The organism is Pseudomonas sp. PME37.24/025 (genome assembly GCF_055556615.1).
In genome coordinates, this window is the sequence record NZ_JBVHNK010000014.1 from 123,376 (window position 1) to 146,241 (window position 22,866).

At 57.9% G+C, this 22,866-nt stretch carries 21 protein-coding genes, 1 tRNA gene and 1 pseudogene; 11 read left to right on the forward strand and 12 right to left on the reverse strand.

The genetic code is table 11. The features are described from left to right. Positions 1-226 precede the first annotated feature (226 nt). A complete protein-coding gene (locus tag ACZ3HH_RS24135) occupies positions 227-1,144 on the forward strand; it encodes an alpha/beta fold hydrolase (RefSeq protein ID WP_465808368.1) in 918 nt (305 codons plus the stop codon). Here the strand turns inward: ACZ3HH_RS24135 and ACZ3HH_RS24140 are convergent. The 4 genes from ACZ3HH_RS24140 to ACZ3HH_RS24155 are packed head-to-tail and all read right to left on the reverse strand — an operon-like array spanning position 1,121 to position 5,740. Then, complete coding sequence (locus ACZ3HH_RS24140; RefSeq protein WP_465808370.1) at positions 1,121-1,585, reverse strand: response regulator; 465 nt, start codon at positions 1,583-1,585, stop codon at positions 1,121-1,123. The genes ACZ3HH_RS24135 and ACZ3HH_RS24140 overlap by 24 nt on opposite strands. Next, positions 1,582-3,909 (reverse strand): ATP-binding protein, encoded by a 2,328-nt coding sequence (locus ACZ3HH_RS24145; protein ID WP_465808372.1) that lies wholly within the window; start codon positions 3,907-3,909, stop codon positions 1,582-1,584. The genes ACZ3HH_RS24140 and ACZ3HH_RS24145 overlap by 4 nt, the downstream gene beginning before the upstream one ends. After that, positions 3,906-4,559, reverse strand: a complete 654-nt coding sequence (locus tag ACZ3HH_RS24150; RefSeq protein WP_465808374.1) for a response regulator — start codon at positions 4,557-4,559, stop codon at positions 3,906-3,908. The genes ACZ3HH_RS24145 and ACZ3HH_RS24150 overlap by 4 nt, the downstream gene beginning before the upstream one ends. Further along, entirely contained in the window at positions 4,556-5,740 is a 1,185-nt protein-coding gene (locus tag ACZ3HH_RS24155) for a sensor histidine kinase (protein WP_465808376.1), read from the reverse strand. Before ACZ3HH_RS24155 ends, ACZ3HH_RS24150 begins: the two co-directional genes overlap by 4 nt. 170 nt (positions 5,741-5,910) lie before the next feature. Between ACZ3HH_RS24155 and ACZ3HH_RS24160 the strand changes: the two genes are divergently transcribed. Then, the gene (locus tag ACZ3HH_RS24160; protein ID WP_465808378.1) at positions 5,911-6,429 is read left to right on the forward strand and encodes an SgcJ/EcaC family oxidoreductase; all 519 of its coding nucleotides are present in this window, start codon (positions 5,911-5,913) and stop codon (positions 6,427-6,429) included. Between the two features lie 189 nt (positions 6,430-6,618). Here the strand turns inward: ACZ3HH_RS24160 and ACZ3HH_RS24165 are convergent, their stop codons facing one another. Then, positions 6,619-7,545, reverse strand: coding sequence for a bifunctional 5,10-methylenetetrahydrofolate dehydrogenase/5,10-methenyltetrahydrofolate cyclohydrolase (locus ACZ3HH_RS24165; protein ID WP_465808380.1), 927 nt, complete (start codon positions 7,543-7,545; stop codon positions 6,619-6,621). 290 nt (positions 7,546-7,835) lie between these two features. Continuing rightward, a complete protein-coding gene (locus ACZ3HH_RS24170) occupies positions 7,836-8,195 on the reverse strand; it encodes a DUF6124 family protein (RefSeq protein ID WP_465808382.1) in 360 nt (119 codons plus the stop codon). Positions 8,196-9,038: 843 nt separating this feature from the next. Here ACZ3HH_RS24170 and nirB point away from each other — a divergent pair. From nirB to ACZ3HH_RS24195, 5 genes and pseudogenes are all read left to right on the forward strand, one after another. Further along, positions 9,039-11,600, forward strand: coding sequence for a nitrite reductase large subunit NirB (gene nirB / locus ACZ3HH_RS24175; RefSeq protein ID WP_465808384.1), 2,562 nt, complete (start codon positions 9,039-9,041; stop codon positions 11,598-11,600). Then, complete coding sequence (nirD, locus tag ACZ3HH_RS24180; protein ID WP_123358847.1) at positions 11,600-11,986, forward strand: nitrite reductase small subunit NirD; 387 nt, start codon at positions 11,600-11,602, stop codon at positions 11,984-11,986. The genes nirB and nirD overlap by 1 nt, the downstream gene beginning before the upstream one ends. 31 nt (positions 11,987-12,017) lie before the next feature. Further along, a complete protein-coding gene (locus tag ACZ3HH_RS24185; RefSeq protein ID WP_465808386.1) occupies positions 12,018-12,458 on the forward strand; it encodes a CBS domain-containing protein in 441 nt (146 codons plus the stop codon). Positions 12,459-12,625: 167 nt separating this feature from the next. Then, positions 12,626-13,381, forward strand: a pseudogene (locus tag ACZ3HH_RS24190) (MCP four helix bundle domain-containing protein); the annotation flags it as partial. 132 nt (positions 13,382-13,513) lie between these two features. After that, complete coding sequence (locus tag ACZ3HH_RS24195) at positions 13,514-14,239, forward strand: methyl-accepting chemotaxis protein (protein WP_465808504.1); 726 nt, start codon at positions 13,514-13,516, stop codon at positions 14,237-14,239. A gap of 113 nt (positions 14,240-14,352) precedes the next feature. Here the strand turns inward: ACZ3HH_RS24195 and ACZ3HH_RS24200 are convergent, their stop codons facing one another. Together ACZ3HH_RS24200 and ACZ3HH_RS24205 are read right to left on the reverse strand one after the other, a co-directional pair. Then, complete coding sequence (locus tag ACZ3HH_RS24200; protein ID WP_465808388.1) at positions 14,353-15,126, reverse strand: L-iditol 2-dehydrogenase; 774 nt, start codon at positions 15,124-15,126, stop codon at positions 14,353-14,355. A gap of 262 nt (positions 15,127-15,388) precedes the next feature. Beyond that, on the reverse strand, positions 15,389-16,699 hold the full coding sequence (locus tag ACZ3HH_RS24205) for an ABC transporter substrate-binding protein (RefSeq protein WP_465808390.1): 1,311 nt from the start codon (positions 16,697-16,699) through the stop codon (positions 15,389-15,391). A 323-nt stretch (positions 16,700-17,022) separates the two neighbouring features. Between ACZ3HH_RS24205 and ACZ3HH_RS24210 the strand changes: the two genes are divergently transcribed. The 4 genes from ACZ3HH_RS24210 to ACZ3HH_RS24225 all read left to right on the forward strand — a co-directional run bounded on the left by ACZ3HH_RS24210 (position 17,023) and on the right by ACZ3HH_RS24225 (position 20,095). Then, positions 17,023-17,928: a helix-turn-helix domain-containing protein gene (locus ACZ3HH_RS24210; RefSeq protein ID WP_465808392.1), complete on the forward strand. Its 906-nt coding sequence runs from the start codon at positions 17,023-17,025 to the stop codon at positions 17,926-17,928. Positions 17,929-18,221: 293 nt separating this feature from the next. After that, positions 18,222-18,295, forward strand: a tRNA-Cys gene (locus tag ACZ3HH_RS24215). 331 nt (positions 18,296-18,626) lie between these two features. Next, on the forward strand, positions 18,627-19,889 hold the full coding sequence (locus tag ACZ3HH_RS24220) for a hypothetical protein (protein ID WP_465808394.1): 1,263 nt from the start codon (positions 18,627-18,629) through the stop codon (positions 19,887-19,889). A 26-nt stretch (positions 19,890-19,915) separates the two neighbouring features. Beyond that, the gene (locus ACZ3HH_RS24225; protein ID WP_465808396.1) at positions 19,916-20,095 is read left to right on the forward strand and encodes a hypothetical protein; all 180 of its coding nucleotides are present in this window, start codon (positions 19,916-19,918) and stop codon (positions 20,093-20,095) included. Between the two features lie 150 nt (positions 20,096-20,245). Here ACZ3HH_RS24225 and ACZ3HH_RS24230 read toward each other — a convergent pair whose 3' ends face one another. From ACZ3HH_RS24230 to ACZ3HH_RS24245, 4 genes are all read right to left on the reverse strand, one after another. After that, positions 20,246-21,313 carry a tyrosine-type recombinase/integrase gene (locus tag ACZ3HH_RS24230; RefSeq protein ID WP_465808398.1) on the reverse strand — a complete coding sequence of 356 codons (1,068 nt, stop codon included), beginning with the start codon at positions 21,311-21,313 and terminating at the stop codon, positions 20,246-20,248. 2 nt (positions 21,314-21,315) lie between these two features. Continuing rightward, complete coding sequence (locus tag ACZ3HH_RS24235; protein ID WP_465808400.1) at positions 21,316-21,582, reverse strand: DUF4224 domain-containing protein; 267 nt, start codon at positions 21,580-21,582, stop codon at positions 21,316-21,318. Between the two features lie 73 nt (positions 21,583-21,655). Continuing rightward, positions 21,656-22,468 carry a DUF2303 family protein gene (locus ACZ3HH_RS24240; RefSeq protein ID WP_465808402.1) on the reverse strand — a complete coding sequence of 271 codons (813 nt, stop codon included), beginning with the start codon at positions 22,466-22,468 and terminating at the stop codon, positions 21,656-21,658. A gap of 42 nt (positions 22,469-22,510) precedes the next feature. Continuing rightward, a complete protein-coding gene (locus tag ACZ3HH_RS24245; RefSeq protein ID WP_465808404.1) occupies positions 22,511-22,861 on the reverse strand; it encodes a hypothetical protein in 351 nt (116 codons plus the stop codon). Positions 22,862-22,866 lie beyond the last annotated feature (5 nt).

Here is a 22,866-nt window from a genome sequence, read left to right on the forward strand (position 1 = left end):
GTTGGCGATGCGTCAGCGCCGCCACTTTCAAGCTTGCGTACTTGCAGACGGAAGAATCCCTGCTTAACTGTGAGCCACTGGTCGGTTTGTGACTTGTTGGTCATGGTGTTCATCTCAGCGCCCTTGTACCGTTGTCGCTGGTTCGTGCTGTCAGGCTTGCCCGGAGGAAGCCGGATAGTCATTCACGCTGGGTGTTGATCCAATTTTGTTCAAGGAAGAGAGTGACATGATGCTGAAAACTGCGATCGTCGAGATTGGTAAGAAGTACAAGGTTTATACCGAGCATTATCTCAACGCCACCGCCGACAAGACCATTATTCTGGTCAATGGCTCGCTGGCAACGACCGCATCTTTTGCCCAGACGGTGCGTTACCTGCGGCCACGCTTCAACGTAGTCCTCTACGATCAGCCCTACGCCGGTCAATCGAAACAGCACAACCAGCATGACCAACCGATCCGCAAGGAAGACGAGGCCGCCATCCTGTTGGAGTTGATCGAACACTTTCGCGCGCAGCATGTGATGTCCTTTTCCTGGGGTGGGGCGGCGACTTTGCTGGCGCTGGCTCAGCGGCCGCGCCTGATCGAAAAGGCGGTGATCAGTTCATTCGCCGCACGGATCAACACGCCGATGCGCGATTATCTGGAAAGCGGTCGGCATTTTCTCCAGGCCTGCGATCGGCGCAATGTCGGGCGCTTGATCAACAGCACCATCGGCAAGCACCTGCCGTCGTTGTTCAAGCGTTTCAATGAGCGCCATGTCAGCAGCCTGGACGAACACGAATACCGGCAGATGCATTTTCACGTCAATGAGGTGCTGACCCAGGACACGCACTGCTACGTTTCCTGTGCCGATGCCATCGACGTCCCGCTGCTGTTTATCAACGGTGATTGGGATGAATACACGTCGGTGGAAGATGCCCGTCTGTTTGCGACCCATACCCGTCAGGCTCAGTTTCAGACCATCAAGAACACCGGGCACTTCCTCGACATGGAACACCCGACAGCCTGGCATGACACCCAGCAGGCCTTGCTGGGCTTTCTGCAGCCGGTCGCCAAAATACCGAACCAGCCTCGTGACCTTACTTTCAGTAGCAAAGCGTCGGTGATTCCGCCCCTTCAGTCAGCTAACTGGGTGCGGCTTTAACTGGCGCAGCAACTCGATCTGATCTGCCGGGATCAGGGTGCGCAGGGCTTTATACAGCGCGCGGGTTTCAAGCAGGTTCCAGACGCGCAGCATGGTTTCCAGGGCATCCAGTGGCTTGCTGATGAAGTCTTTGGCACCCAGGGCCAGCGCGCGCAGGCGGGTATCGCGGGTGGCGTCGGCGGTGAGCACGAGGATCGGCAGGTATTCGCCGGCCGGGATGCGCCGGTTGAGCTGTTCCAGTACGGCAAAGCCGTCGAACTCCGGCATGTGCAGGTCGAGAATCACCAGGTCAGGCTCGAAGCTGTTGAACAGGTCCAGGGTTCGCAGCGGCTGGGTGCTGCTCAATACATTGGTCAGCCCTTCGCGGACAAGCAGCTGCTCCATCAAATCGAGGTTAGGCCGTTGGTCGTCAATGATCAGAATGCGCAGGTCAGTGTTCACACGGGCTCCGGTAGATGCTGGTCAAGATGGGCGAGGAATGAAGGGATGTGAATCGGCTTGGTCAGCACCGCCGTCGCTCCCGCTTCCAGCAATGCCAGATGAGTGAGGTCGCTGGCATCGGCGGTGATCATCAGCACTGGAATGGCGCGGGTGATGGAAGACTGGCGCAAGCGTTGCAGAACATTGAAACCATCAAGATCCGGCAGCACCACGTCGAGCAAAATCAGTTGCGGCGCATGTTGACGAGCCAGGTCCAGACCCATTTGCCCCTGCATGCTTGAGAGCAACTGGATGTGCGGTCGTCGTTGCAGCAGGGTTTCAATCAGGGCCAGGCTCGAGAGATTGTCTTCGATACACAGCACTTTGCCCTGATAATCGGGAGCGGTGAGGGCGGCTGTGACCGTTGGGTGGTTGATGCGTGCAGCAAGCGATTTGATGGCTGGTTGCAGGCGCACGAAGGGCAGTTCCAGGGTGAAACTGGAACCCGCGCCGGGCTGGCTTTTGACAGTCAGGCTGCCGTTCATCATTTCCAACAGACTCTTGCTCAAGGCCAGGCCCAGGCCGGTACCTTCCACGTTCGGATCGGTCTCCAGGCGCTCGAACGGCTTGAACAGTTGCTCCAGTCGATCGGCCGCAATGCCCTTGCCGGTATCGCAGACCGCCACGGCAATTCGCTGTTGAAGAATCCTGACCTCAATGTGCACCTTGCCTTCGGGCCGGTTGTATTTGATCGCGTTGGATAACAAGTTGAGCAGCACCTGAACCAGACGTTGCCGATCGGCGACGATTCCGCTGTCGGCGGCCAGCATCGGCAGTTCAACCAGCTGAATGCCGGCGTCGCAGGCCATCGGGGAAACCAGTGCCAAGGCTTCTTGCAGCACCACCGCCAAGGGCACGGCTTCAACGTTGAGAGGCAGGCGCCCGGCCTCGATTTTGGCGATGTCCAGCACCTCGTTGATCAGAGTCAACAGGTGTTGCCCGGCCCGCAAAATGTGACCGATCTGCGCCCGTTGTCCCTTGGGCGAGTCCATGTCCAGCAGTTGTGCGAAGCCAAGAATGGAGTTGAGCGGGGTACGCAGTTCGTGGCTCATGCGCGACAGGAATTCACTTTTGGCGCGGCTGGCGCGTTCGGCTTCTTCCCGTGCGGTGCTCAGCGCGATCTCGGCGGCACGGCGATCGGTGATGTCGCGGGTGATCTTGGAAAAACCGCGCAGGGCGCCACTGCTGTCGTATTGCGCGGTAATCACCACGCTGGCCCAGAAGCGGCTGCCATCCTTGCGACAACGCCAGGCCTCTTCCATGTAATGACCGTCGCGAGTGGCCTCGCGTAGCGCCATGTCGGGATGCTGCGGGCATTCTTGCGACAGATAAAACACCGAGAAATGCTGGCCGACGATTTCTTGCTCCGTGTAGCCCTTGATCCGTTCGGCGCCGGCATTCCAACTGGTGACGAAGCCCTGTGTGTCGAGGGCGAAAATACCGTAGTCCTTCACCCCGTCGATGATCAGCCGCAAGCGCTCTTCGTTATCGCGCAAGGCCCGTTCACGTTCGGCCAGCAACAGCCCGGCTTCGACCAGACGTGTGCCCAATTGACCGATCTCATCGTTCTCCGGCGGTTGCGGCAACAACGGCTGACCGAGTGCCAGGCGTTGTGCGTTGCCCTGGACCTGTTTGACCCGGGCGACGATGCCCTTGGACAGGAACAGCACCGCCACAATGGCGCCAAACAACCCGCACGCAGCGGCCAGCAGGGTGGAGAACAACAACCGCTGTCGAGTGGAGGCGGCGGCCGCCGTGCGCTCGGCCAGCAGCGTGTCTTCAAGGGTGCGCATGGCGCTGATGCGTTCGCGCAATTCGTCGAGGATGTGCTTGTTGTTGATCAGAATCGTGGTGACCGACTCGGGTGTAGCGTTGCGATCATCGAGCAGTTCAACCAGGCCCTCGACCTTGGTCTCGATCAACGGAGTAATCGCCTCCAGATGTTTGCGCACCCGCACGTCGCGAACGTTGCTGTCGAGCCGTCGCAGTGCGGATTCGATCAAGGGCTTGGCTTGCCGATAACCCGGCAGGAAATCCTCGCGGCGAGTCAGCAAATAACCGCGCACGCTGGCGGCAGCCTCGGCGAGCAGCGTATGTACGGCCTGAATGTCACCTTGCACCAGCAGCACACGGCGCACGTCCTCTTCCGCGCGTGCGGTCTGGCGCTCGGTGGTATAGATCAGCACCAGCGACAGCAACAGGATCACCAACGGTAGGGAAATCACCACGAGGGCTTTGCCACGTAACGGCAGATCGGCCCAGCGTCGAGCGTTTGAAGCCTTCATGACTGGGTCACCAGACCCAAGGCGATGCCACGGACCGCCGCCTGGGTTCGGTCGGCGGCGCCGAGTTTACCAATGACCCGTTCCACGTGGGCCTTGGCCGTGCCCGTAGTGATGCCGAGTTCTTCGCCGATTTCACGATTGCTGAAACCGCCGGCCACCAGCCCGAGGACCTGGCGTTCGCGGGCAGTCAGGGTTTCGGCAGGCGCGGCGCCACTGGTGTTGCGCTCGGTCATGCGCCGTAGCAGACGGGCGCTGACCGCGCTATTGAGGGCTTCCTCACCCGCGGCGACGCGTTGCAGGGCGTTGATCACTTCATCGCGGCTGGCGTCTTTGAGCAGGTAGCCCACGGCACCGGCATTCATCGCCGCTTCCAGGTGATCCGGGCTGTCGTCCATGGTGAAGATCACCACTTTCAGGGTTGGCAGGCGCTGCTGAAGAATCCGCGCCGCGCCCAACCCGTTGAGCACGGGCATGCGAATGTCGAGGATCACGATGTCGGGCAGCAGACGTTCGCACGCGTCTACCGCTTCCTGGCCATCGCGGGCCTGGCCGACCACTTCGAATTGCGGATGGCCCGCCAGCAGCGCGACGAAGCCGGTCCGGGTGACCTCATGATCGTCCGCCAGAACCAGACGTAAAACTTCAGTCATTGAGCTGTTCCATTGAGGTCGGAGGGCACGGTGGCGCGCAGTTGCGTTCCGTCATGTGCATGGCTGACACAGGTGAAATCACCGCCCAGCAGGCTCGCGCGTTCCTGCATCGCCGCGAGCCCCAGGTGCCGGGCACCGCAGGTGTCGAGGCGTTGTTCCATGGCAAAACCTTTGCCGTTATCGTCCACCCGCAGCGAGGCTTGCTCTTCGTGCAGTTCCAGCGCCAGGACGACGTGGCTGGCCTGTGCATGTTTGAGAATATTGTTGATGCCTTCCTGGGCAATCCGGAACAGGGCGATTTCCACCTGGCTGGGCAAGCGTGCTTCGCAACGCGTGCTCCAGTTCACTTTGATCCCGGCGTCACGTAGGCGATCCGCTTCTTTGTCGACCGCCTTCAGCAAGCCAAAGTCGTCGAGCACTGTCGGGCGCAGGCCACTGATCAGTTGCCGGCCTTCACCGACACAATGCTGGGCCAATGCAAGAATCGTCTGTAAGTCCGCACCGAGTTCGTCGGGCAGTGGTGGGCAGCGACCGGCAAAACCTTGCAGGCGCTGATGCAGCCCGGCGAGGGTTTGCGCCAGGCCGTCGTGCAGGTCGTAGGCCATGCGTTTGCGTTCGTCTTCCTGGGCCCTGAACAGCCGATGCACCAGATCGGACATGGTGCGCTCGCGCGCGACCAGTGCATCCAGCAGACGCTGGTTTTCCAGGTGCGCGGCCAGCAGGGTGGCGAGCAATTGCAGGGATTCGATGTCCTCGGTGTCCGGCGCACTGATGCTGACACTGTTGGCCAGCACCAACGCACCAAAGGCCGCGCCATCGCCACCGCGCAAAGGCACCCGCAGCACGTTGGGCAGGACGGCGCTAGGCTGCTCCTGCCATTGCGGAGTGCGCATCGCGGTATCGGCGAGGTGTTCGAGGCTGTTTAAACGATCACGACTACCGTGACTGGCGGTGGTCCTGACTTGCGCATCCTCGTCCCATTCCAGCAATAGCGCGTGGTCCATCGCGAGGAAGGCACAGGCCCGTTGCAGCACGCGTTGGCGCATCGCTTCGGGGGCCAGTTGCGTCAGTTCCTGGCCGGTATCCACCAGCAACCGCAGCCGCGCGGCGCGACTTTGCGATTGCCGATACTGGGTGCGAATGGCCAGGGCGCTACCGGGGTCATGATCAGGAATTTGCATGGGCGGGTTCCGGCGCAGGCACGCCCGTTCGGGCAGGGGCGTCATTAAACCGTGTTAACGGGGCAGGGCGCTATCTGCCGAATGGCATAGGCAAATGACTCCGGTTGGCCGATGGCGGGTGGCGTTTCGAGCGGCACAGTGTCGCCATCGACCACCATTGGAATAGTGCAATGAAACTCAAGACCTTAACCATCGCCCTGTTGTTCGCCCTGACCGCCCCGTTGGCCCAAGCTCTGGAGGCAGTGCCTTACGTTTACAGCAGCGTGGCCGAACAGCCCGCTAACGTGAAGGATCGCGAAATCGCCGCACTGTTTGATCAATGGAATAGCGCGTTGAAGAGCGGCAATGTTCAAAGCGTGGTCGACTTGTACGCGCCGAACGCCGTGCTGCAGCCGACGGTTTCCAATAAAGTGCGCACCACGCCAGCGCAGATCAAGGACTACTTCGATCACTTCATGGCGCTCAAGCCGGTGGGGCAGATCAACTACCGTGAGATCCGTCCATTGGGCGCCAACGTGGCGATGGACAGCGGCGTCTACACCTTTTTCCTGACCGAGGCCGATGGCAAGACCCGTCAGGTGCAGGCGCGTTACACCTTCGTCTACGAGCAAGTAGGCGGTCAGTGGAAGATTCTCAACCATCACTCTTCGGCGATGCCGCAAGCGCAGGTGCTGCACGCCGGGAAGTAATCGCGTCTTCGACGGCCAATCGCAGAAAATGTGCAAGACACAGCCCAATGTCAGTCAAGCACAATCCCTGTGGGAGCGGGCTTGCCCGCGATAGCGGTGTATCAGTCAACATTGATATTGACTGACTCGCCCTCATCGCGGGCAAGCCCGCTCCCACAGGGTCTGTGTCTTAACTGACTGATTGTGTGCTCAGTTCAACGCCAGGTCGTCCACCGGCTGCTGCCCGCGGGCCAGCGCGGCGCGTTGCAACTGGCTGGCGATCAGGGTGTTTTTCAGCAGAAAGGCAATGGTCATCGGCCCGACGCCACCGGGCACCGGGGTGATCGCACGGGCGACGGTGCGGGCGCTGGCGTAATCGACATCGCCCACCAGACGGTCGCCGGACTCGGTGGCGATACGGTTGATGCCAACATCGATCACCACCGCACCGGGCTTGAGCCAACTGGCGTCGATCAATTCTGGCCGGCCCACCGCAGCGACCACGATATCCGCCAACCGGCACAACGCCGGGGCATCGACGCTGCGCGAATGCACCACGCTGACCGAGCAGTTGGCCTGCAACAGCAAGGTCGCCATCGGTTTGCCGACAATGTTCGAACGGCCGATAACCACGGCGTGCAAGCCGCTCAAGTCATCACCGCAGGTCTCGCGCAGCAGGCGCATGCAGCCGCTGGGCGTGCACGGGGTCAGAACCTCGAAGCCTTGCACCAGCCCACCGACGTTTTCCCGATGAAAACCATCCACGTCCTTGATCGGGTCGATGGCATGAATCACTGCTTGTTCATCGATAGCATCCGGCAAGGGCAGTTGCACCAGGATGCCATTCACCGTGGGATCGGCATTGAGTTGTGCAATCAGTTCCAGGACCTGGGCCTGACTGGCGGTTTCCGGCAGACGGTATTCAAGGGAGCGGATGCCGACTTCCTTGGCGCGCAGCAGTTTATTGCGCACATAAACGTGGCTGGCCGGGTCGTCGCCGACCAACAGGACCGCCAGGGCGGGATAGATTTGCTGGCCGGCCAGGGCCAGAACCTCTTCCCGGACCTCGTCGAGAACCTGGGCAGAAATGGCTTTGCCGTCGATATCGCGGGCAAATGCGGAGGTGCTGCTGATCAAGAGAGTCACCGTTGTCTTGATTGAAAGGGATGAAGTGACCATCGAGGCGTCTTCGCGCGACGGTGATCCATCAGAGACATGCAGGCAAGGGCGCTCAGGCTACCAGTTGAGGGCAGGCGAACACCACCGCAACACCGGAAGATTAGACGGGCAGGTATCGAGGAAAAAACAGGCGACGCTTAGCGAGAAACCTGTGGCGAGGGAGCTTGCTCCCGCTGGGGCGCGCAGCGGCCCCAAAAAAGGAGCCACTGCACAACCCTGCGTCAGTCACTCACCACGGCAGACCGCACCTACTCAGGCGGATTCATTTGATCCAGCACCCGGTTCGCGGTGATCTCCGCCACCATGATGCTGTTTGAAATGCCCAGCAGGGCATGACGAGACTCACCCTCTAGATGATCGACCAACTGATGGACCATCACATCGACCGAGGCCAGCGTCTCGACCAAAAAAACCGCCAGGGTTTCGGTCGTCGCCTCTGGGTCCACGGCAAACAGCTTGCTGGGTTTACGCGCGGTGGCTTTGATGTCGGCATTCGACGGGAAGTGGAAGTCGAGGGCCCGCTCGGCGGCCTCGTTGAGTTTCTTTGAATCGGGTTCGTAGGGGGAGACCGGATCGGTGTCCGGTGGGTTTGGCGTTACCTTGAACATTGGCTCTATCACTCATAGGAGTGAGGCTACAACCCGTTCGCTGCTAAACGAGAGGGAGGCAGCTGTGCGCAGGTTAGCAGACCGATGAGCCAAGAAATCGGCGCGCCGAAGCGCCCTGCGCACAGCCACCATCAAATGCAGGCTGGGATACCTGATTGATAGGGACATCGTGCGTCTTGACATCAACGGGCTGCTAAACCCGATCACTGATGGGCAGTGACGGGAACCAAGTTACCGAGCAGCCCCCAGGCGCACAAGCCGGCGGATTCTGGCGTAAGCGTAGGCAATGGCGCAAGATCTTGTAGCTTGCAGGAAGTAACCTTGATAGCGCTTAAACAGATGCCTTCAACCGATGTTTAATGATCTGGCGCGCACTTCCTATAAACGGTGAAAGCCTCGAAAAAACCGCTACATGCACTTTTATAAAGCGCGATGCCATAAAAACGTGCACCCACCGTGAGCGGTGCACCGGGTTTTATCCTCTGCCAGTGCCCCCAGCGATCCGCGCAACCACTTCTGAAAGACCGTCCTCCCCCCGCCAGAACAGGCCTATCCCACGGTCGCCAAGTTGTTCCGCGGTTAGGTTTCAGCACGGGTGAAGTGTCAAGCCGCTGGCTGGCACAAAGGCTGCATTGATCCCCTCAGGTCCATCGAAAACAGATGGGCAGCCCACTCGATCAACGAAGATCGACCGGCCGAGCAGGTCGTGGGCAACATCGGTGGATCCGGCGAAGGCGCCAGGTCGAACACCGCGAAGAACAGGCAAAGACGCCTGAAACCGAGAGGTTTCAGGCGTTTTTTTTTGCTTTTTTAACCGTGATTGGCTTTGGCTGGGTGCTTACTATGAATTCCAATGTTGCCGCGTTGAACAAACTGCAAACACTGATCGTGATCGGCAATGGCATGGTCGGACATCATTGTGTCGAGCAGCTCATCGAGCGCGGCGCCCTCGACCATTACCGCCTGCATGTCTTCAGCGAAGAGCCGATGCGTGCCTACGACCGTGTGCATCTGTCCGAATACTTCGGCGGTCGCGATGCCGAGTCGCTGGCCCTGGGCGAAGCCTCTCTGTACCAGACGCCGGGCGTTACCCTGCATCTGGGCGTACCGGTTCTGGAAATCGACCGGGCGCGACGCCAGGTGATCACCGCACAAGGTTGCGTCGCTTACGACAAACTGGTTCTGGCCACCGGCTCTTATCCGTTTGTGCCGCCTATTGAAGGTGCTGAAGGTGACTCGCGCCTGGTCTATCGCACCCTTGAAGACCTCGACGCGATTCGTGCCGCCGCGGCCGATGCCCGGCGCGGCGTGGTGGTCGGCGGTGGCCTGCTCGGTCTGGAAGCGGCCAACGCTCTGAAAAGCCTGGGTCTGGAAGCGCATGTGGTGGAATTTGCCCCGCGCCTGATGCCGGTGCAACTGGACGAGCAGGGTGGCTTGGCGCTGAAGGCGCAAATCGAGCGTCTCGGCGTGGGTGTGCATCTGTCCCGTGGCACGCAGTCGATCAGTGCCGGCGAGCAGTACCGCTACCGGATGAATTTTGCCAATGACGAATTCCTCGAAGCCGACCTGATCGTGTTCTCCGCCGGGATCCGCGCGCAAGATGCGCTGGCCCGGCAATGTGCGCTGGACATCGGTCCGCGTGGCGGCGTGGTGATTGACGATCAGTGCCTGACCAGCGATCCGAATATCTACGCCATCGGCGAGTGTGCCGCGTGGAACGGCAGCCTCTTCGGTCTGGTCGCCCCCGGTTATCAAATGGCTCGTGGCGTTGCGACGCTGCTGTGCAATCAAGTGGCGGAGCCGTTCCAGGGCGCCGACATGTCGACCAAGCTCAAACTGCTCGGCGTCGATGTCGGTTCCATCGGCGATGCCCACGCCCAGACACCGGGTGCGCGCAGTTATCAGTTCATCGATGAAGCCACGGCCAGCTATCGCCGGTTGGTGGTGGATGCTGACAGCAAACGCGTTCTCGGCGCAGTACTGGTCGGCGACAACAGCTATTACGACACCTTGCTGCAATACATGCAGAACGGCATTGCCTTGCCGCCGGAACCGGCCAGCCTGATTCTGCCATCGTCCACCGGCGCGCCAACCCTGGGCCCGGGCGCGCTGCCTGAGGCGGCGACGGTGTGTTCGTGCCATAACGTCACCAAGGGCTCGATCTGCTCGGCCATCGACGGTGGCTGCACCGACCTCGGCCTGCTCAAGTCGCAGACCAAGGCTTGCACCGGTTGCGGCGGTTGCGCGGGGCTGCTCAAGCAAGTGTTCGAGCATGAATTGATTGCTCGCGGCGTCAGTGTCGACAAGAGCCTGTGCGAACACTTCGCCTACACCCGTCAGGAGCTTTACGCACTGGTGCGGGTAGAAGGGGTGATCACCTTCGAAGAACTGCTGGCCAAGCACGGTCGCGGCCACACCGGTTGCGACGTATGCAAACCGGCGGTGGGCTCGATCCTCGCCTCGTGCTGGAACCAGCCAATCATGGACGCCTCGCTGGTGCCGTTGCAGGACACCAATGACACCTTCATGGCCAACATGCAGAAAAACGGCACCTATTCGGTGGTGCCGCGCATCGCTGGCGGTGAGATCACCGCCGACAAGCTGATCGCGATCGGCGTGGTGGCGAAGAAATACGACCTCTACACCAAAATCACCGGCGGCCAGCGGATCGACCTGTTCGGCGCGCAGTTGCATCAGTTGCCGGACATCTGGTCCGAGCTGATTGAGGCCGGTTTCGAAACCGGGCACGCCTATGGCAAATCGACCCGCACGGTGAAGTCTTGCGTTGGCAGCACCTGGTGCCGTTACGGCGTGCAGGACAGCGTGAAAATGGCCCTGACCCTCGAGGATCGCTACAAAGGCCTGCGCTCGCCGCACAAGCTCAAATTCGCGGTTTCCGGCTGCACCCGTGAATGTGCCGAGGCACAAAGCAAGGACGTGGGCGTGATCGCCACCGAGAACGGCTGGAACCTCTACGTGGCCGGTAACGGCGGTATGCGTCCGCGTCATGCCGAGCTGTTCGCCACCGACCTCGACGATGAAACCCTGATCCGTTACATCGACCGGTTCCTGATGTTCTACATCCGCACCGCCGACAAGTTGCAGCGCACCTCGGTCTGGCGCGAAAGCCTGGAGGGCGGCCTGGATTACCTCAAGGACGTGGTCATCAACGACAGCCTGGGACTTGGCGCGGAACTCGAGTCGCAGATGCAACTGGTGGTCAACCGCTACGAATGCGAATGGGCCAATGCCCTCAAAGACCCGGAAAAACTCAAGCGCTTCCGCACCTTCGTCAACGATCAACGCCCGGATCCGGACATCCATTTTGTTCAGGAACGCGGTCAACGCCGGCCGATCATGGCCGCCGAACTCAACCTTATCCCTGTCACCGAGGAGAATGCCTGATGAGCCAGTCCAATACCCAGCGTGTCAACGCCCTTGCCACGGCCGCCAATGCTCAAGCCTGGCAGGCGGTGTGCAGCCAACAGGATCTGGTCAGCAACTCCGGCGTCGTCGTCTGGCTCGACGGCGCGCAGGTGGCGCTGTTCTACCTGCCGCAGGCCGAAGGTCGCACCCTCTACGCCATCGACAACCATGATCCGCAATCCGGCGCGAACGTCATCGGCCGCGGACTGATCGGCAGCCTCAAGGGTGATCTGGTGGTGGCGTCGCCGATCTACAAACAGCATTTCCGTCTTGAAGACGGCAGTTGCCTGGAGTACCCGGAACAGCGCCTGCGCGTATGGCCGGTGCGCCTGAACGCCGGCGTCGTGGAAGTCGCGGCGGCTTGATTGCTGCCCTGAACCGTATCGGAGAACGTTGATGAAGACAGCCGCACAGTTGCTGAAACTGAAAGTCGTGCAAAACCAGCAGGTGCACAGCATTGCGCCGGATCAGATGGTCCTCGACGCCCTGAAAATGATGGCCGAGAAAAACGTCGGCGCGTTGCCCGTCATCGAAGACGGGCAGGTGGTCGGCGTCATCAGCGAGCGTGACTATGCGCGCAAGGTGGTTCTACAAGGGCGATCTTCGGTCGGTACGCCGGTGCGCGAGATCATGAGTGCGCCGGTGGTGACCGCCGACAGTCAGCAGAGCATCGAGCGCTGCATGGCGGTCATGACCGACAGTCATTTGCGCCATCTGCCGGTGCTGGAGAGCGGCGCACTGATCGGGCTGTTGTCGATCGGCGATCTGGTCAAGGAAGCCATCGTCGAGCAGGCCGATTTGATCCGGCAACTGGAGCACTACATTCGCGGGCACTGAGAACTTTGCGTTGCCGACTCACAAGATCAAAACGCGATAAGGCATACCGCAGGTCGATTAAAACGGCTTGAGTGGAAATAGGCCTAATTAACCGGTGGGAACAGTCGATAACCCCAGGAGCAAAGCACGTTAGCCGAGCATGCAGATGCCGTCAGGGGAATCATCAAATGTCCATAAAATTGCGTTTGTTTTTGTTGATCGGCACCAGTTTGCTCGCCGCCCTGATCGTGAGCCTGGTCAGCTATCTGGGCAATACCCGGATGGCTGAAGCGGTGAGTGACAACGAGGTCAGCATGACCGCGCTGCGCAACCACCTCGAAGCCGACATGATGCACGATGCGCTGCGCGCGGATGTGCTGTCGGCAATGCTGGTCGGGCTGGGTAAAAGCGACAGTAGCAAAGCAGAAGTGCGCAGCTCCCTCGATGAGCATGCAGGGCATTTTCGGGAGATGCTTGGCGACAACCTCAAGCTGCCGGTCAACGACACCCTCAAGGCAGCGCTGGGCAAGATCAAGCCCAGCCTGGATTCATACATCGGTGCCGCCGAACGCATTGTCGCGCTGGCGCTGGAAAATCCGGATACCGCACAGCAGCAACTCGGCACGTTCAATACCGCGTTCAGCCAACTGGAAGACCAGATGGGCGCTCTCAGCGAGCTGATCGAAACCAACACCCAACAGACCAGTGCGGGCACTCAGCAAGCTATCAGCAATGCCAATTTCACTCTCGGCACGGTCCTCATCGCCAGTTTGTTATTGCTGCTTGCCCAAGGGCGTTGGGTCATCCTGAGCATTATGGGGCCGTTGCAGATCGCCAGCCGGATTGCCGACAGCATCGCCCATGGCAACCTGAGCGAGCCTATCGTCGAGCCCACCCGCAAGGACGAAGCCAGCACCTTGATTCGCAGCCTGGCGACCATGCAACGCGACCTGCGGGGCATGATCGAAGTGGTTCGCAGCAACGCCCATGGCGTGAGCGGCATGAGCCAGCAATTGAGCAGTGGCTGCCATCAGGTCGCGGGCAGCAGTCAGCAGCAAAGCGTCGCCGCCAGCACCATGGCCGCAGCCGCCAGTGAGATGACCGCGAGCATCGAGGAAATCACCCGGCATGCCGAGCGCGCACTGGACATGGCCAACCAGGCCGAGGAACTGGCCAAGGACGGCGGTCGGGTGATTCATCAGGTGGTCAGCGACATGGACGGTATTGCGCGTTCGGCGCAGCAATCGGCTCAGGTGATCCGCACCCTGGACAAGGAGTCCGAGGGGATTTTCAGCATCATTCAGGTGATCAAGGGCATTGCCGATCAAACCAACTTGCTGGCGCTAAACGCCGCCATCGAAGCCGCCCGCGCCGGTGAACAGGGCCGAGGTTTTGCCGTGGTGGCCGATGAGGTGCGCAGCCTGGCGGGCCGCACCAGCGCCTCCACCCAGGAAATCGCCGCCATGGTCGCACGCATCCAGCAAAGCACCCGCGAGGCAGTCACTAGCATGGAGGCGGGCGTCGCGCAGGTCGACAAAGGCATGGCAGTGACCTCCGACGTCGAGCGCGCTATTCGTGAAATCCTCCAGGCCACGCTCAGCACCACTGAACTGGTCAATGACATCAGCCGCACGATCGGTGAACAGAGCCTGGCCAGTAACGAAATCGCTCATCAGGTGGAAATGATTGCCGGCATGTCCGAAGGCAACAGCAAAGTCATCAACCAGACGGCCTCGACCACCGATGAGCTGTCCACTTTGGTGGGTCAGCTCTCGCAGTCAGTGGACCGGTTTCGCCTTTGAGGCATGGGCTGGCCCTGGATTGATTGATGTGCAAGGCGGCGTAAGAAGGCCATGTCTACCGTGCAGTAGACATGGCCTGTTCGGTACGGGCTTCAAGTCGGGTTCAATGCGAGTCAGCTCATCCAGTTGCCACCATCGACGTTGTAAGTCTGCGCCACAATGTAATCGCTCTCGGCCGATGCCAGGAAGATCGCCATACCGACAAGATCGTCTGCCGTACCCATACGTCCGTAGGGAACTTCCTGGCCCGCCAGCTTTTTCTTTTCCCCAAGCGGCCGGTTTTCATATTTGGCGAACAGCGCGTCGACGCCATCCCAATGCTCACCGTCCACCACGCCCGGTGCGATGGCATTCACATTGATCTTATGGGGAATGAGATTGAGGCCGGCCGATTGCGTGAGGCTGATCACCGCCGCTTTGGTCGCGCAATACACCGCAACAAGCGCTTCACCGCGTCGACCGGCCTGACTGGCCATATTGATGATCTTGCCGCCGTGGCCCTGGCGGATCATCTGCTTGGCCGCGGCCTGCAGCGTGAACAGGGTGCCGGACACGTTGATCGAGAACAGCCGTTCGTAGCTCTCGCGAGAAATCTCCGTAATCGGCGCGAGATCAAACAGTGCCGCGTTGTTGATCAGGATATCGAGCTTGCCTGCGGTAGCGATGACCGCCGCGATGGCGCCGTCGATTGATTGCTGATCGGTCACGTCCATCTCGACCGCATAGGCATTCGGCCCTAGCTCGGCCGCGGTGGCTTGCGCACGCTCAAGGTTGATGTCTGCGATCGCGACCGTAGCGCCTTCGCGGATATAGGCTTGCGCGAACGTTCTTCCGATGCCTCTGGCAGAACCGGTGATAAGGGCGCTTTTTCCTTCCAGACGTTTCATTTTTTCCATCCAATCGTTAGAGCTAAAGAGACGCCCCCGTTGAGGGCATTAAAAGCAGTCGTGAGTCTGCGAAGAACCCTTGTAGGAGCGGGCTTGTGTGGCGAGGGGGCTTGCCCCCGTTCGGCTGCGAAGCAGTCGTAAACCAGACAACGCGTTGCTGACTAAAGATCGCGGTGACTGGTTTCAGGGTCGCTTTGCGACCCGACGGGGCAAGCCCCTCGCCACACAAGCCCGCTCCCACAGAAATTGCCCCAAGCCGTTGCTACTTGGGATAACCAGCGCGCTTCATTTCGCGTTCGGTGGTTTGCTGGGCCGAGGCCAAAGCCTGCTCAACCGGCATCTGCCCGGTGAGCGCCGCAGACAGTAGCTTGCCGACCGACGTGCCGATGGCCTGGAACTCAGGAATGGTCACGTACTGGATACCGACATAGGGCACGGGTTGGACTGACGGGTGCGCAGGGTCGGCGTGCTGCATCATTTTCAGCGTGACACTGGCGAAGGGCGCGGCCTGCAAGTAAGCATCGTTATAGGTAGACATCCGTGTGCCCGGCGGTACGTTGGTGATGCCATCCTTCTCGGCGACCAGTTGGATGTATTCCTTGGAGGTCGCCCATGTCACAAAGGCTTTGGCGGCTTCTTTGTGTTTGGACGTCGCAGGGATGGCGAGCGACCAGGCATAGAGCCAGGACGAGCCCTTGTCGGTGACTTGCGTGGGCGCCGCAACGAAGCCGACGTGGTCAGCCACTTTGCTTTGGGTTTTGTCGGTGATGAAGGAACCGGCGACGCTGGCATCGACCCAGATCGCGCATTTGCCGCTGTTGAACAGGGCCAGCGTCTCGTTGAAACCATTACTCGAAACACCCGGCGGGCCGTACTGCTTGAGGGTGTTGACGTAGAAGTTGGCCGCAGCGGTCCATTGCGGCCCGGTGAGTTGCGGCTGCCATTGCTCGTCGAACCAGCGCGCACCAAAAGCGTTGGACATGGTGGTCAGCAGGGCCATGTTTTCACCCCAACCGGCCTTGCCGCGCAGGCACATTCCATACTGCTCTTTATCCGGCTGGTGCAGCTTGCCGGCGAACTCGCCGAGCTGCGTCCAGGTCGGGTGCTCGGGCATACTCAGGCCAGCGTCCTTGAACAGGTCGGTTCGATAATAGGTGATGGTGCTTTCGCCATAGAACGGCAGGGCGTAGAGGGTGTTGTTGACCGACAGTCCCTGACGAACCGAGGGGAAAATATCCTCGAGGTCATAGCTGGCGGGCAGGTCTTTCAACGGTTCCAGCCAATGCTTGGCGCCCCACAATGGTGTTTCGTAGGTGCCGATGGTCAGCACATCGAATTGACCGCCCTGAGTGGCAATGTCAGTGGTCAGGCGCTGACGCAACACGTTCTCTTCGAGTACCACCCAGTTGAGCGTCACGTCCGGGTGCAGCTGTTCGAATGTTTTGGACAGCCGCTGCATGCGGATCATGTCGCTGTTGTTCACGGTGGCGATGGTCACCGTTTCGGCAGCCTGGCAGAGCAGGGCAGAGGACAGGCCGGCGGACAGAAAAAACGCATTTGGAATGATCTTCATCGTGTTCTCCGCTCTGCGCCTTGGGGGCAGAGGCTCTTATTGTTGTTGTAGTCCACGGTGCGAGTCATAGCCGCAACGGGATGACCACAGGATTACAGCAACCCAAGCGGTGAACAAATGAACGGCATACGCGGCACTGATACTTTTTTAACCACGCAGGACCATGGAAAAAAAGTATCAGTGGCCGCCATGCAGCGCGCTAGGCTTGCTGCCTGTTTAGGGTGAATCTGATAACAGCGCCGTGGAGTTTCGGATCAGCTTCGACTCGTCCCGGGCTTCGCGGTAGCCTTGATAAAACCAACAAAAATGGAATCGCCAGGGTGATGAACCATCACGTAACAGCAGACAAGCCGCCAGCGCTTGAAGTCATTCTGAACGAGCCCCAGCACAGCTTTCGTTGGTATGAGCATGACTATCCCTTCGACCTTGCCCGCTGGAACCATCATCCGGAATTCGAGATCCACCTGATCCGCGAAGGCAGCGGACGGCTGTTGGCCGGTGACTACATCGGCCTGTTCGAGGCCGGCCATGTCGCCCTGATCGGCCCTGGCCTGCCACACGACTGGATCAGCGATCTGGGCAAAGGGGAGGTGATTGCCGGCCGCGACGTCGTGTTGCAATTCGATGGTCAGATGCTGATGCAACTGCGCGACAAGGTCCCTGAACTCAGCGAATTGCAAAGCCTGTTTCGCCAAGCGGCCCAGGGCATCGAATTTCACGGCGTTACCCGCAAGAAAGCGGCCCGACTGCTGGAAGACATGGGCCAGTGCGAAGGATTGCAGCGGTTGTGCCTGTTCCTGTCGTTACTGCAATTACTGGCGTCAGCCCCCGACAGCGAGCGACAGACGCTCGCCAGCCTGCAATATGCGCCGATGCTCGACGCATTGACGGCCCAGCGCATGAGTATTGTCTTCGATTACATCCTCAACGACCTCGCGGATGAGTTGCGCATGTCCGTCATCGCCCAGCGCCTGGACATGAACGAACCGGCCTTCTCCAAATTCTTCAAGCGCGCCACGGGCCATACCTTCGTCGACCTGACGCGCAAACTGCGAGTCCAGCGCGCCTGCCGGTTGCTGGCGCAAAGCAGTTTCAGCGTTGCAGATATCTGCTTTGAAGTGGGGTATGCCAACCTGTCGAACTTCAATCGACACTTCCGACATGAAATGCAGGAGACGCCCAGTCAGTATCGACAGCGGCTGCAGCGGGTGGTGGCGGTCAGTCATTGAAGAGGGAAAACACAAGCAAGATCAAAAGCCGACACTCATCTTGCGATAGGTAGCGTTTTCTGTGGCGCTGAAGTGTTAGGCTCGAAAGCGACCGGGTATTGGCGATCGCGCATCTCGAATTATTTTCCTCCGCTTCTTGACATGCCTTTCGAACCAGTCCAGAATTGCGTCCATTCCTGCTTAGGGAACACGAAAACCCCTTAGATTTCAAAGGGTTGGAAGCTAGATTAGTATCTTGTTTCCAGATACGAGTTTACACGTTTGATGTTGTGTTATTGACGTCAGATGTTTGAGGCCGAATAGCAAAATGGTTATGCAGTGGATTGCAAATCCACCTACGCCGGTTCGATTCCGACTTCGGCCTCCACTATTAAAAACCCCGTAACTCAATGAGTTACGGGGTTTTTTTATGTCGCAAGGAAAGTGAAGTGTTCCGCAATTTTTGTCGGGTGTTCCGCAATTATTGAAATTATGATCACCGTCCAATGTCGAACCTGTATCTCATCTGATTCCCCTCTTAGACATCTAGTACACCGCTAGTGTCTGCGCTCTTATTTTCAAGAAAATGCGCGATAGTTGTTATTCCAAAATATTACTTTCGTTGTTGACTTTGGCCTAAATTTCATCGTCTAGACTCCTTTTGGCTAGTAGAATTACTGAAGTAATAATTAATAATCAGCCAGCACAGGACTAATATCATGATACCTCAAGGGTTTCAGCCGAATCTGAACACCGAGGAAATGAATAAATTCATAACTGATCAGCAACAAGGAGCGGGAAGTATCTATTACGAAAGTCCGCCTAAGCAAAGTGGCTTTAGACTTTCTTCCGTGCAGGGGCGTTTTGCTGGATCATTTGATAAATTGATGGATGATAGCGGTGTGTCGTCTCCAGTGGTAATGTTTTGGACGTTGTTAGAGCATTACATGGTTACGGAGGGCGATCGTCCTGATATGACGGTGATCTCTGATCTGCAAGTTGCTGTGCCTCAAGAACAGAAACTTAAAATATCTGTGTGGGCTTATCTTTACTTCAAAGAAATGGGAGAGGTGCCTACCGAAAATATGATTAGTGCGGTGGAGTCTGCGTTTAATGGTTATAGCTATGCTGTGCATGGTCCTGTCGATGAATACGCGGAAAAAAAACTGGCGGATGTGCCTGGCTTAAAAAGAAATATGTTTGTTATTGCATATGTATTTTCGGCTGAAAAAATTGGTGATGGGAAGTCTTATGATACTGTTCGGGATGCCGCACTGGCTATGTACTATAATAGTGCAAATGGAAAAGTTTATCCGAACCCTCGTGATCGATCCGATGAAGGCGAGCGAATTGGTGATAACGCCGGTGGTTGGCTCGCGCAGAAACACTTTGTAGTGACGCGTATTCGGTCTGAGGTAGTTGCCGGATTTCCAGATACCAAAAAAGACACGCTCCATGAGCGGGAGCTCAGTCCGGGAGCAGATCCAGAAGAGGCGTTAGAAGGCATATCAAAGCAAGAGGCAGAAAAACTAGATTGCGGTGGAACATTCAAGCAGCATAATTATAAAATACTGACTTTATTTGAGTATCCTGAGTTTATGTTGGTATGGCGCGAGAAGAGGCTTGTTCTTTATCGCGACGATTGCGGTAATGAAATATCGATCAGGATACAGGTTCCAGTCATTCAGATACGGTTTTCGCAACTCAATCTTTGGGCGTATATGAGGCACCCAGATAATACAGATGAAGTTAATGATGTGATTATGAAGGTGTTGGAGACATGTGCGATTCGTGCAGCACTTTCTGGTGCGGTTGTAGGTGTTGCGCTTCTGAATTTCTCCGCTGCGGTAGCAGCTTTTAAAGCTGTTTTTCAGCGGTGTGTTGATGATCATTTAAATACAGTGATTCAGTGCATGATACCCGGACTGTCTACTTTGACAGAGGTAAAAAGTCCAGGGTGGAAAGACTTTATTGCGCCTTGATTTGGTGTCTCATCTGGAGAGTGAAAATGGCAGCGGCAAAGTTTATTAAGAAGGAAGCGTCAGGTCCATTGGGGAATTTTAAATACACATATGAATGTACTTGTAGCGATAGTTCAAAAAAAACAATAACAGTTCAGGCTGCAAATGATAATGAGGCTAAAACCTTGGCGGATCTTGAGTGTAAAGATAAGTGTAAAGAGTCTTAGTTGGAGCATATGTTGATTGCTTTAAGGATTTTAAATGGTGGATATGAAGCCAAGGCACAGACCTTGGCTTCATATTTTGTGCGAGTTACTTGGTGTAAGATCAGTGTTTAGTGTTAGAGCGTCTTAAGCTTGTTGGCTTTTGTTAAAGGCTTACTTTGTAGGGTTCACAATTTCACCAACTCGACGATAAATTTTTTTAGTTATCTCTTGTGTTGAATGTCCTAGCAAACGGCTGGCTTGCTCAATATTGTCGATTTCACTGGCCGCCTTTGGTCGTATATCGCGGAACTGAAACTGGCGTACCGCGGAAGCTAACGTTGAGTCACCCTCGCTCATTGCTTTTGTCGCAGCCTTGTCCCTCGCTTCATCCCAGCGATTTCTCAGCATCGCATAGCTCATGCGTAGTCCATTCTGGTTGGTTATTAAGTTTGAGCTTTTGATGCCAGCGATGGCTTTGCGCTCTAGTAATGCATCCAGGAAGGTGCTGAGGTCGGAGGCGGCGGCACCATCATGTAAGCGGATCCGTAGTCGTTTCTGGGTTTTGCCTTGGCCAACCATTAAGAACCCGTTGTTGATGTCTGCCTCCGATGCTTTCAACACGTCAGCCGGCCGTTGCCCTGTCAAATAAGCCAGGTCCATGGCGTCCTTAAGTTCGAGCGGGGCTTGTGCGTACACCGCATCCCACACTATTTTTCCAGCGTAAAAGTCCCGCGGCGTCTCTTTGTTTCGGCGCATGCCAATGCAAGGATTTGCCTTATCGGTAAGACCCCATTCTCGAGCGAAGGTGAACATTGTGGACAGCAGGGCGATTTCCCGATTCGCCCGAACCTTGGCCGATCTGGCATCGCGATATTGTGCAATCACTTGCGGGGTCATGGACTCAAGTGGGGCAGACTCAAAAGCGTTGCGTAACTGCCTCAAGCCTTTTCTATAGTCATCCTGGGTGCCAGAGGTTAGCCGAGGCATTACCTTCGACTCGTAATCGTCGAACAGACGGCCCATCAAATGGGCCGGCTTAGGGACAGCTTTGCGATCGAGGCGCGCCCATTCGATCTTGGCTTCGTCCAGATCGCCGCCCAGCGGGATCTCGACACGCTTACCGTCGGCGTCCCTGCCGTTGTAGTAATAGCCAGTCCATTCGGTGCCGCCTTTTCTTTTGCGGGTACGCCGGATCATCCGTGGCGGCAGGTCGCGGTTTGCTGTTTTTTTCTGTCGCATCGTCAGCCCACACGCGAAAGGTCGAGAGTCCAGGTCTTGGCTACGGCGTTGTTTGCCGTGGGTTTGACGCCGGCCAGTTTTAGTCTGGCATAAATCCTGCCGACGACTGGGCGTTGGGCGCCGGTCAGCGCGAACTCCCAGTGATTGCTACTCAGCCACTGACGCTGGCAGGATGGGATTTTGTAGCCCGTTATTGCTGCCAGTTCGTCCTCGGTCAGGGTTTCACTGGTTAGCTGGGACGCGGTTTCTCTATTTTCAAATACGGTCATGTGCTGTGTACCTCAGTAGAGCCCGCCGCCGGGATTCTTGGTGAGAGGCCGGCGGCGGGGTGTTGCATGGTGGTTAACCGAGGTTGAAGCTGCCGATGGTCAGGTTCGCGCCGCCGCCAACTTCCTGTTGCACGACATCCTTGAACTCTTGGGCCAAGTCTTCGCGCAGTTGCTCTTCGCCAATCCAGCGCAGACGGAGTAGTGGCTTGTCACCACCGGTGAGAACGGCAACACGAAGACGGATGATCTGGACCTTCAGTCCTTCGTATGGCTCGACGGTGAACAGGAATTCTGCGGGCAGGCCTTCCGAGGACTTGGCTTCGATCTGGTCCATCGCTGAACGGGATGCACTCAGGTCACCGACGACGTGCTCGCTCTTACGTGCTTGCTCGATGCTGATAGAGCGGATGGCGCTCGCGGCTTTGCGCAAATCAATGTGGCTGTCATCGGCTGCAAGGGTCTGGAGGTTCGACGCCCAATCCTCGATCCAGTCGCTCAGGTCTTTCTGCGCGAATTGGATGGAGGCAGCACGCTCCAGCGCTCGGAACGCAGCGGTTTTTCTCAGGTTTAGGGTGGCAGTGAAGTCGCCGTGCCCTGGTGCTTTGGTGTCGCCCAGGTTGAAAATCACGGTGCATGACATGGATTCTGCATCGACAAAACCAGAAGCAACGATCTCGGCGCTTTGCTCCATAACGTAGTTGCCGAAATCCAGCAATGAGTGGGTGGTCAGCGCGCCACGGAACCGACTGCGAGTGGCTTGGAATTTCTCGATGCTGTGAATCTTCTGGTCAGACGGCAGTACCAGCGTAGGGGTGAAGGTGTTGAGCTGCTTGGCGTAGGCGAGAACGGCGGTGTCTTGAATCAACTGAATTGCTTTGGCTTCCATCGGATCGATTTCCTTTTGGCGAGAGGTATGGAGCTGGGTAGCTTAGGACTTGGCGTGAATCGGTGCGTTGGCTCGGTTGAACAGCTGGCCCGCCCGGGGTGCTTCAGCAAATAGCGTCAGGCGCCCGCCCTCGTTGACGTGCATAGGTGTGTCGAGCGTGGTGTCTTCGCTGCGGCTGCCGCGTTTCGTTGGCACTTTGTAGGCGAGCTTATGGTTGATGGTGACCTGGTGGCTGTCGGCGATCTGCTTCAGGGTGAAAGTCAGGGTGACTGACCCGACTTTGCCGTTATCGACAACGCCCGTTGCCACTTCGGAAAGCGCGTGGCCGATCTGATTTGCGAAGACGCCTGCGTTGAGTTCACCGATGAATTCGGCGGTGTCTGTTGGTTTCATGTGCT

Coding starts and splice junctions, on each gene's coding strand:
- ACZ3HH_RS24135 (WP_465808368.1), top strand. CDS start 227: ATGATGCTGAAAACTGCGATCGTCGAGATTGGTAAGAAGTACAAGGTT.
- ACZ3HH_RS24145 (WP_465808372.1), bottom strand. CDS start 3,909: ATGAAGGCTTCAAACGCTCGACGCTGGGCCGATCTGCCGTTACGTGGC.
- ACZ3HH_RS24150 (WP_465808374.1), bottom strand. CDS start 4,559: ATGACTGAAGTTTTACGTCTGGTTCTGGCGGACGATCATGAGGTCACC.
- ACZ3HH_RS24155 (WP_465808376.1), bottom strand. CDS start 5,740: ATGCAAATTCCTGATCATGACCCCGGTAGCGCCCTGGCCATTCGCACC.
- ACZ3HH_RS24160 (WP_465808378.1), top strand. CDS start 5,911: ATGAAACTCAAGACCTTAACCATCGCCCTGTTGTTCGCCCTGACCGCC.
- ACZ3HH_RS24170 (WP_465808382.1), bottom strand. CDS start 8,195: ATGTTCAAGGTAACGCCAAACCCACCGGACACCGATCCGGTCTCCCCC.
- nirB (WP_465808384.1), top strand. CDS start 9,039: ATGAATTCCAATGTTGCCGCGTTGAACAAACTGCAAACACTGATCGTG.
- nirD (WP_123358847.1), top strand. CDS start 11,600: ATGAGCCAGTCCAATACCCAGCGTGTCAACGCCCTTGCCACGGCCGCC.
- ACZ3HH_RS24185 (WP_465808386.1), top strand. CDS start 12,018: ATGAAGACAGCCGCACAGTTGCTGAAACTGAAAGTCGTGCAAAACCAG.
- ACZ3HH_RS24195 (WP_465808504.1), top strand. CDS start 13,514: ATGGCCGCAGCCGCCAGTGAGATGACCGCGAGCATCGAGGAAATCACC.
- ACZ3HH_RS24200 (WP_465808388.1), bottom strand. CDS start 15,126: ATGAAACGTCTGGAAGGAAAAAGCGCCCTTATCACCGGTTCTGCCAGA.
- ACZ3HH_RS24205 (WP_465808390.1), bottom strand. CDS start 16,699: ATGAAGATCATTCCAAATGCGTTTTTTCTGTCCGCCGGCCTGTCCTCT.
- ACZ3HH_RS24210 (WP_465808392.1), top strand. CDS start 17,023: ATGAACCATCACGTAACAGCAGACAAGCCGCCAGCGCTTGAAGTCATT.
- ACZ3HH_RS24220 (WP_465808394.1), top strand. CDS start 18,627: ATGATACCTCAAGGGTTTCAGCCGAATCTGAACACCGAGGAAATGAAT.
- ACZ3HH_RS24225 (WP_465808396.1), top strand. CDS start 19,916: ATGGCAGCGGCAAAGTTTATTAAGAAGGAAGCGTCAGGTCCATTGGGG.
- ACZ3HH_RS24230 (WP_465808398.1), bottom strand. CDS start 21,313: ATGCGACAGAAAAAAACAGCAAACCGCGACCTGCCGCCACGGATGATC.
- ACZ3HH_RS24235 (WP_465808400.1), bottom strand. CDS start 21,582: ATGACCGTATTTGAAAATAGAGAAACCGCGTCCCAGCTAACCAGTGAA.
- ACZ3HH_RS24240 (WP_465808402.1), bottom strand. CDS start 22,468: ATGGAAGCCAAAGCAATTCAGTTGATTCAAGACACCGCCGTTCTCGCC.
- ACZ3HH_RS24245 (WP_465808404.1), bottom strand. CDS start 22,861: ATGAAACCAACAGACACCGCCGAATTCATCGGTGAACTCAACGCAGGC.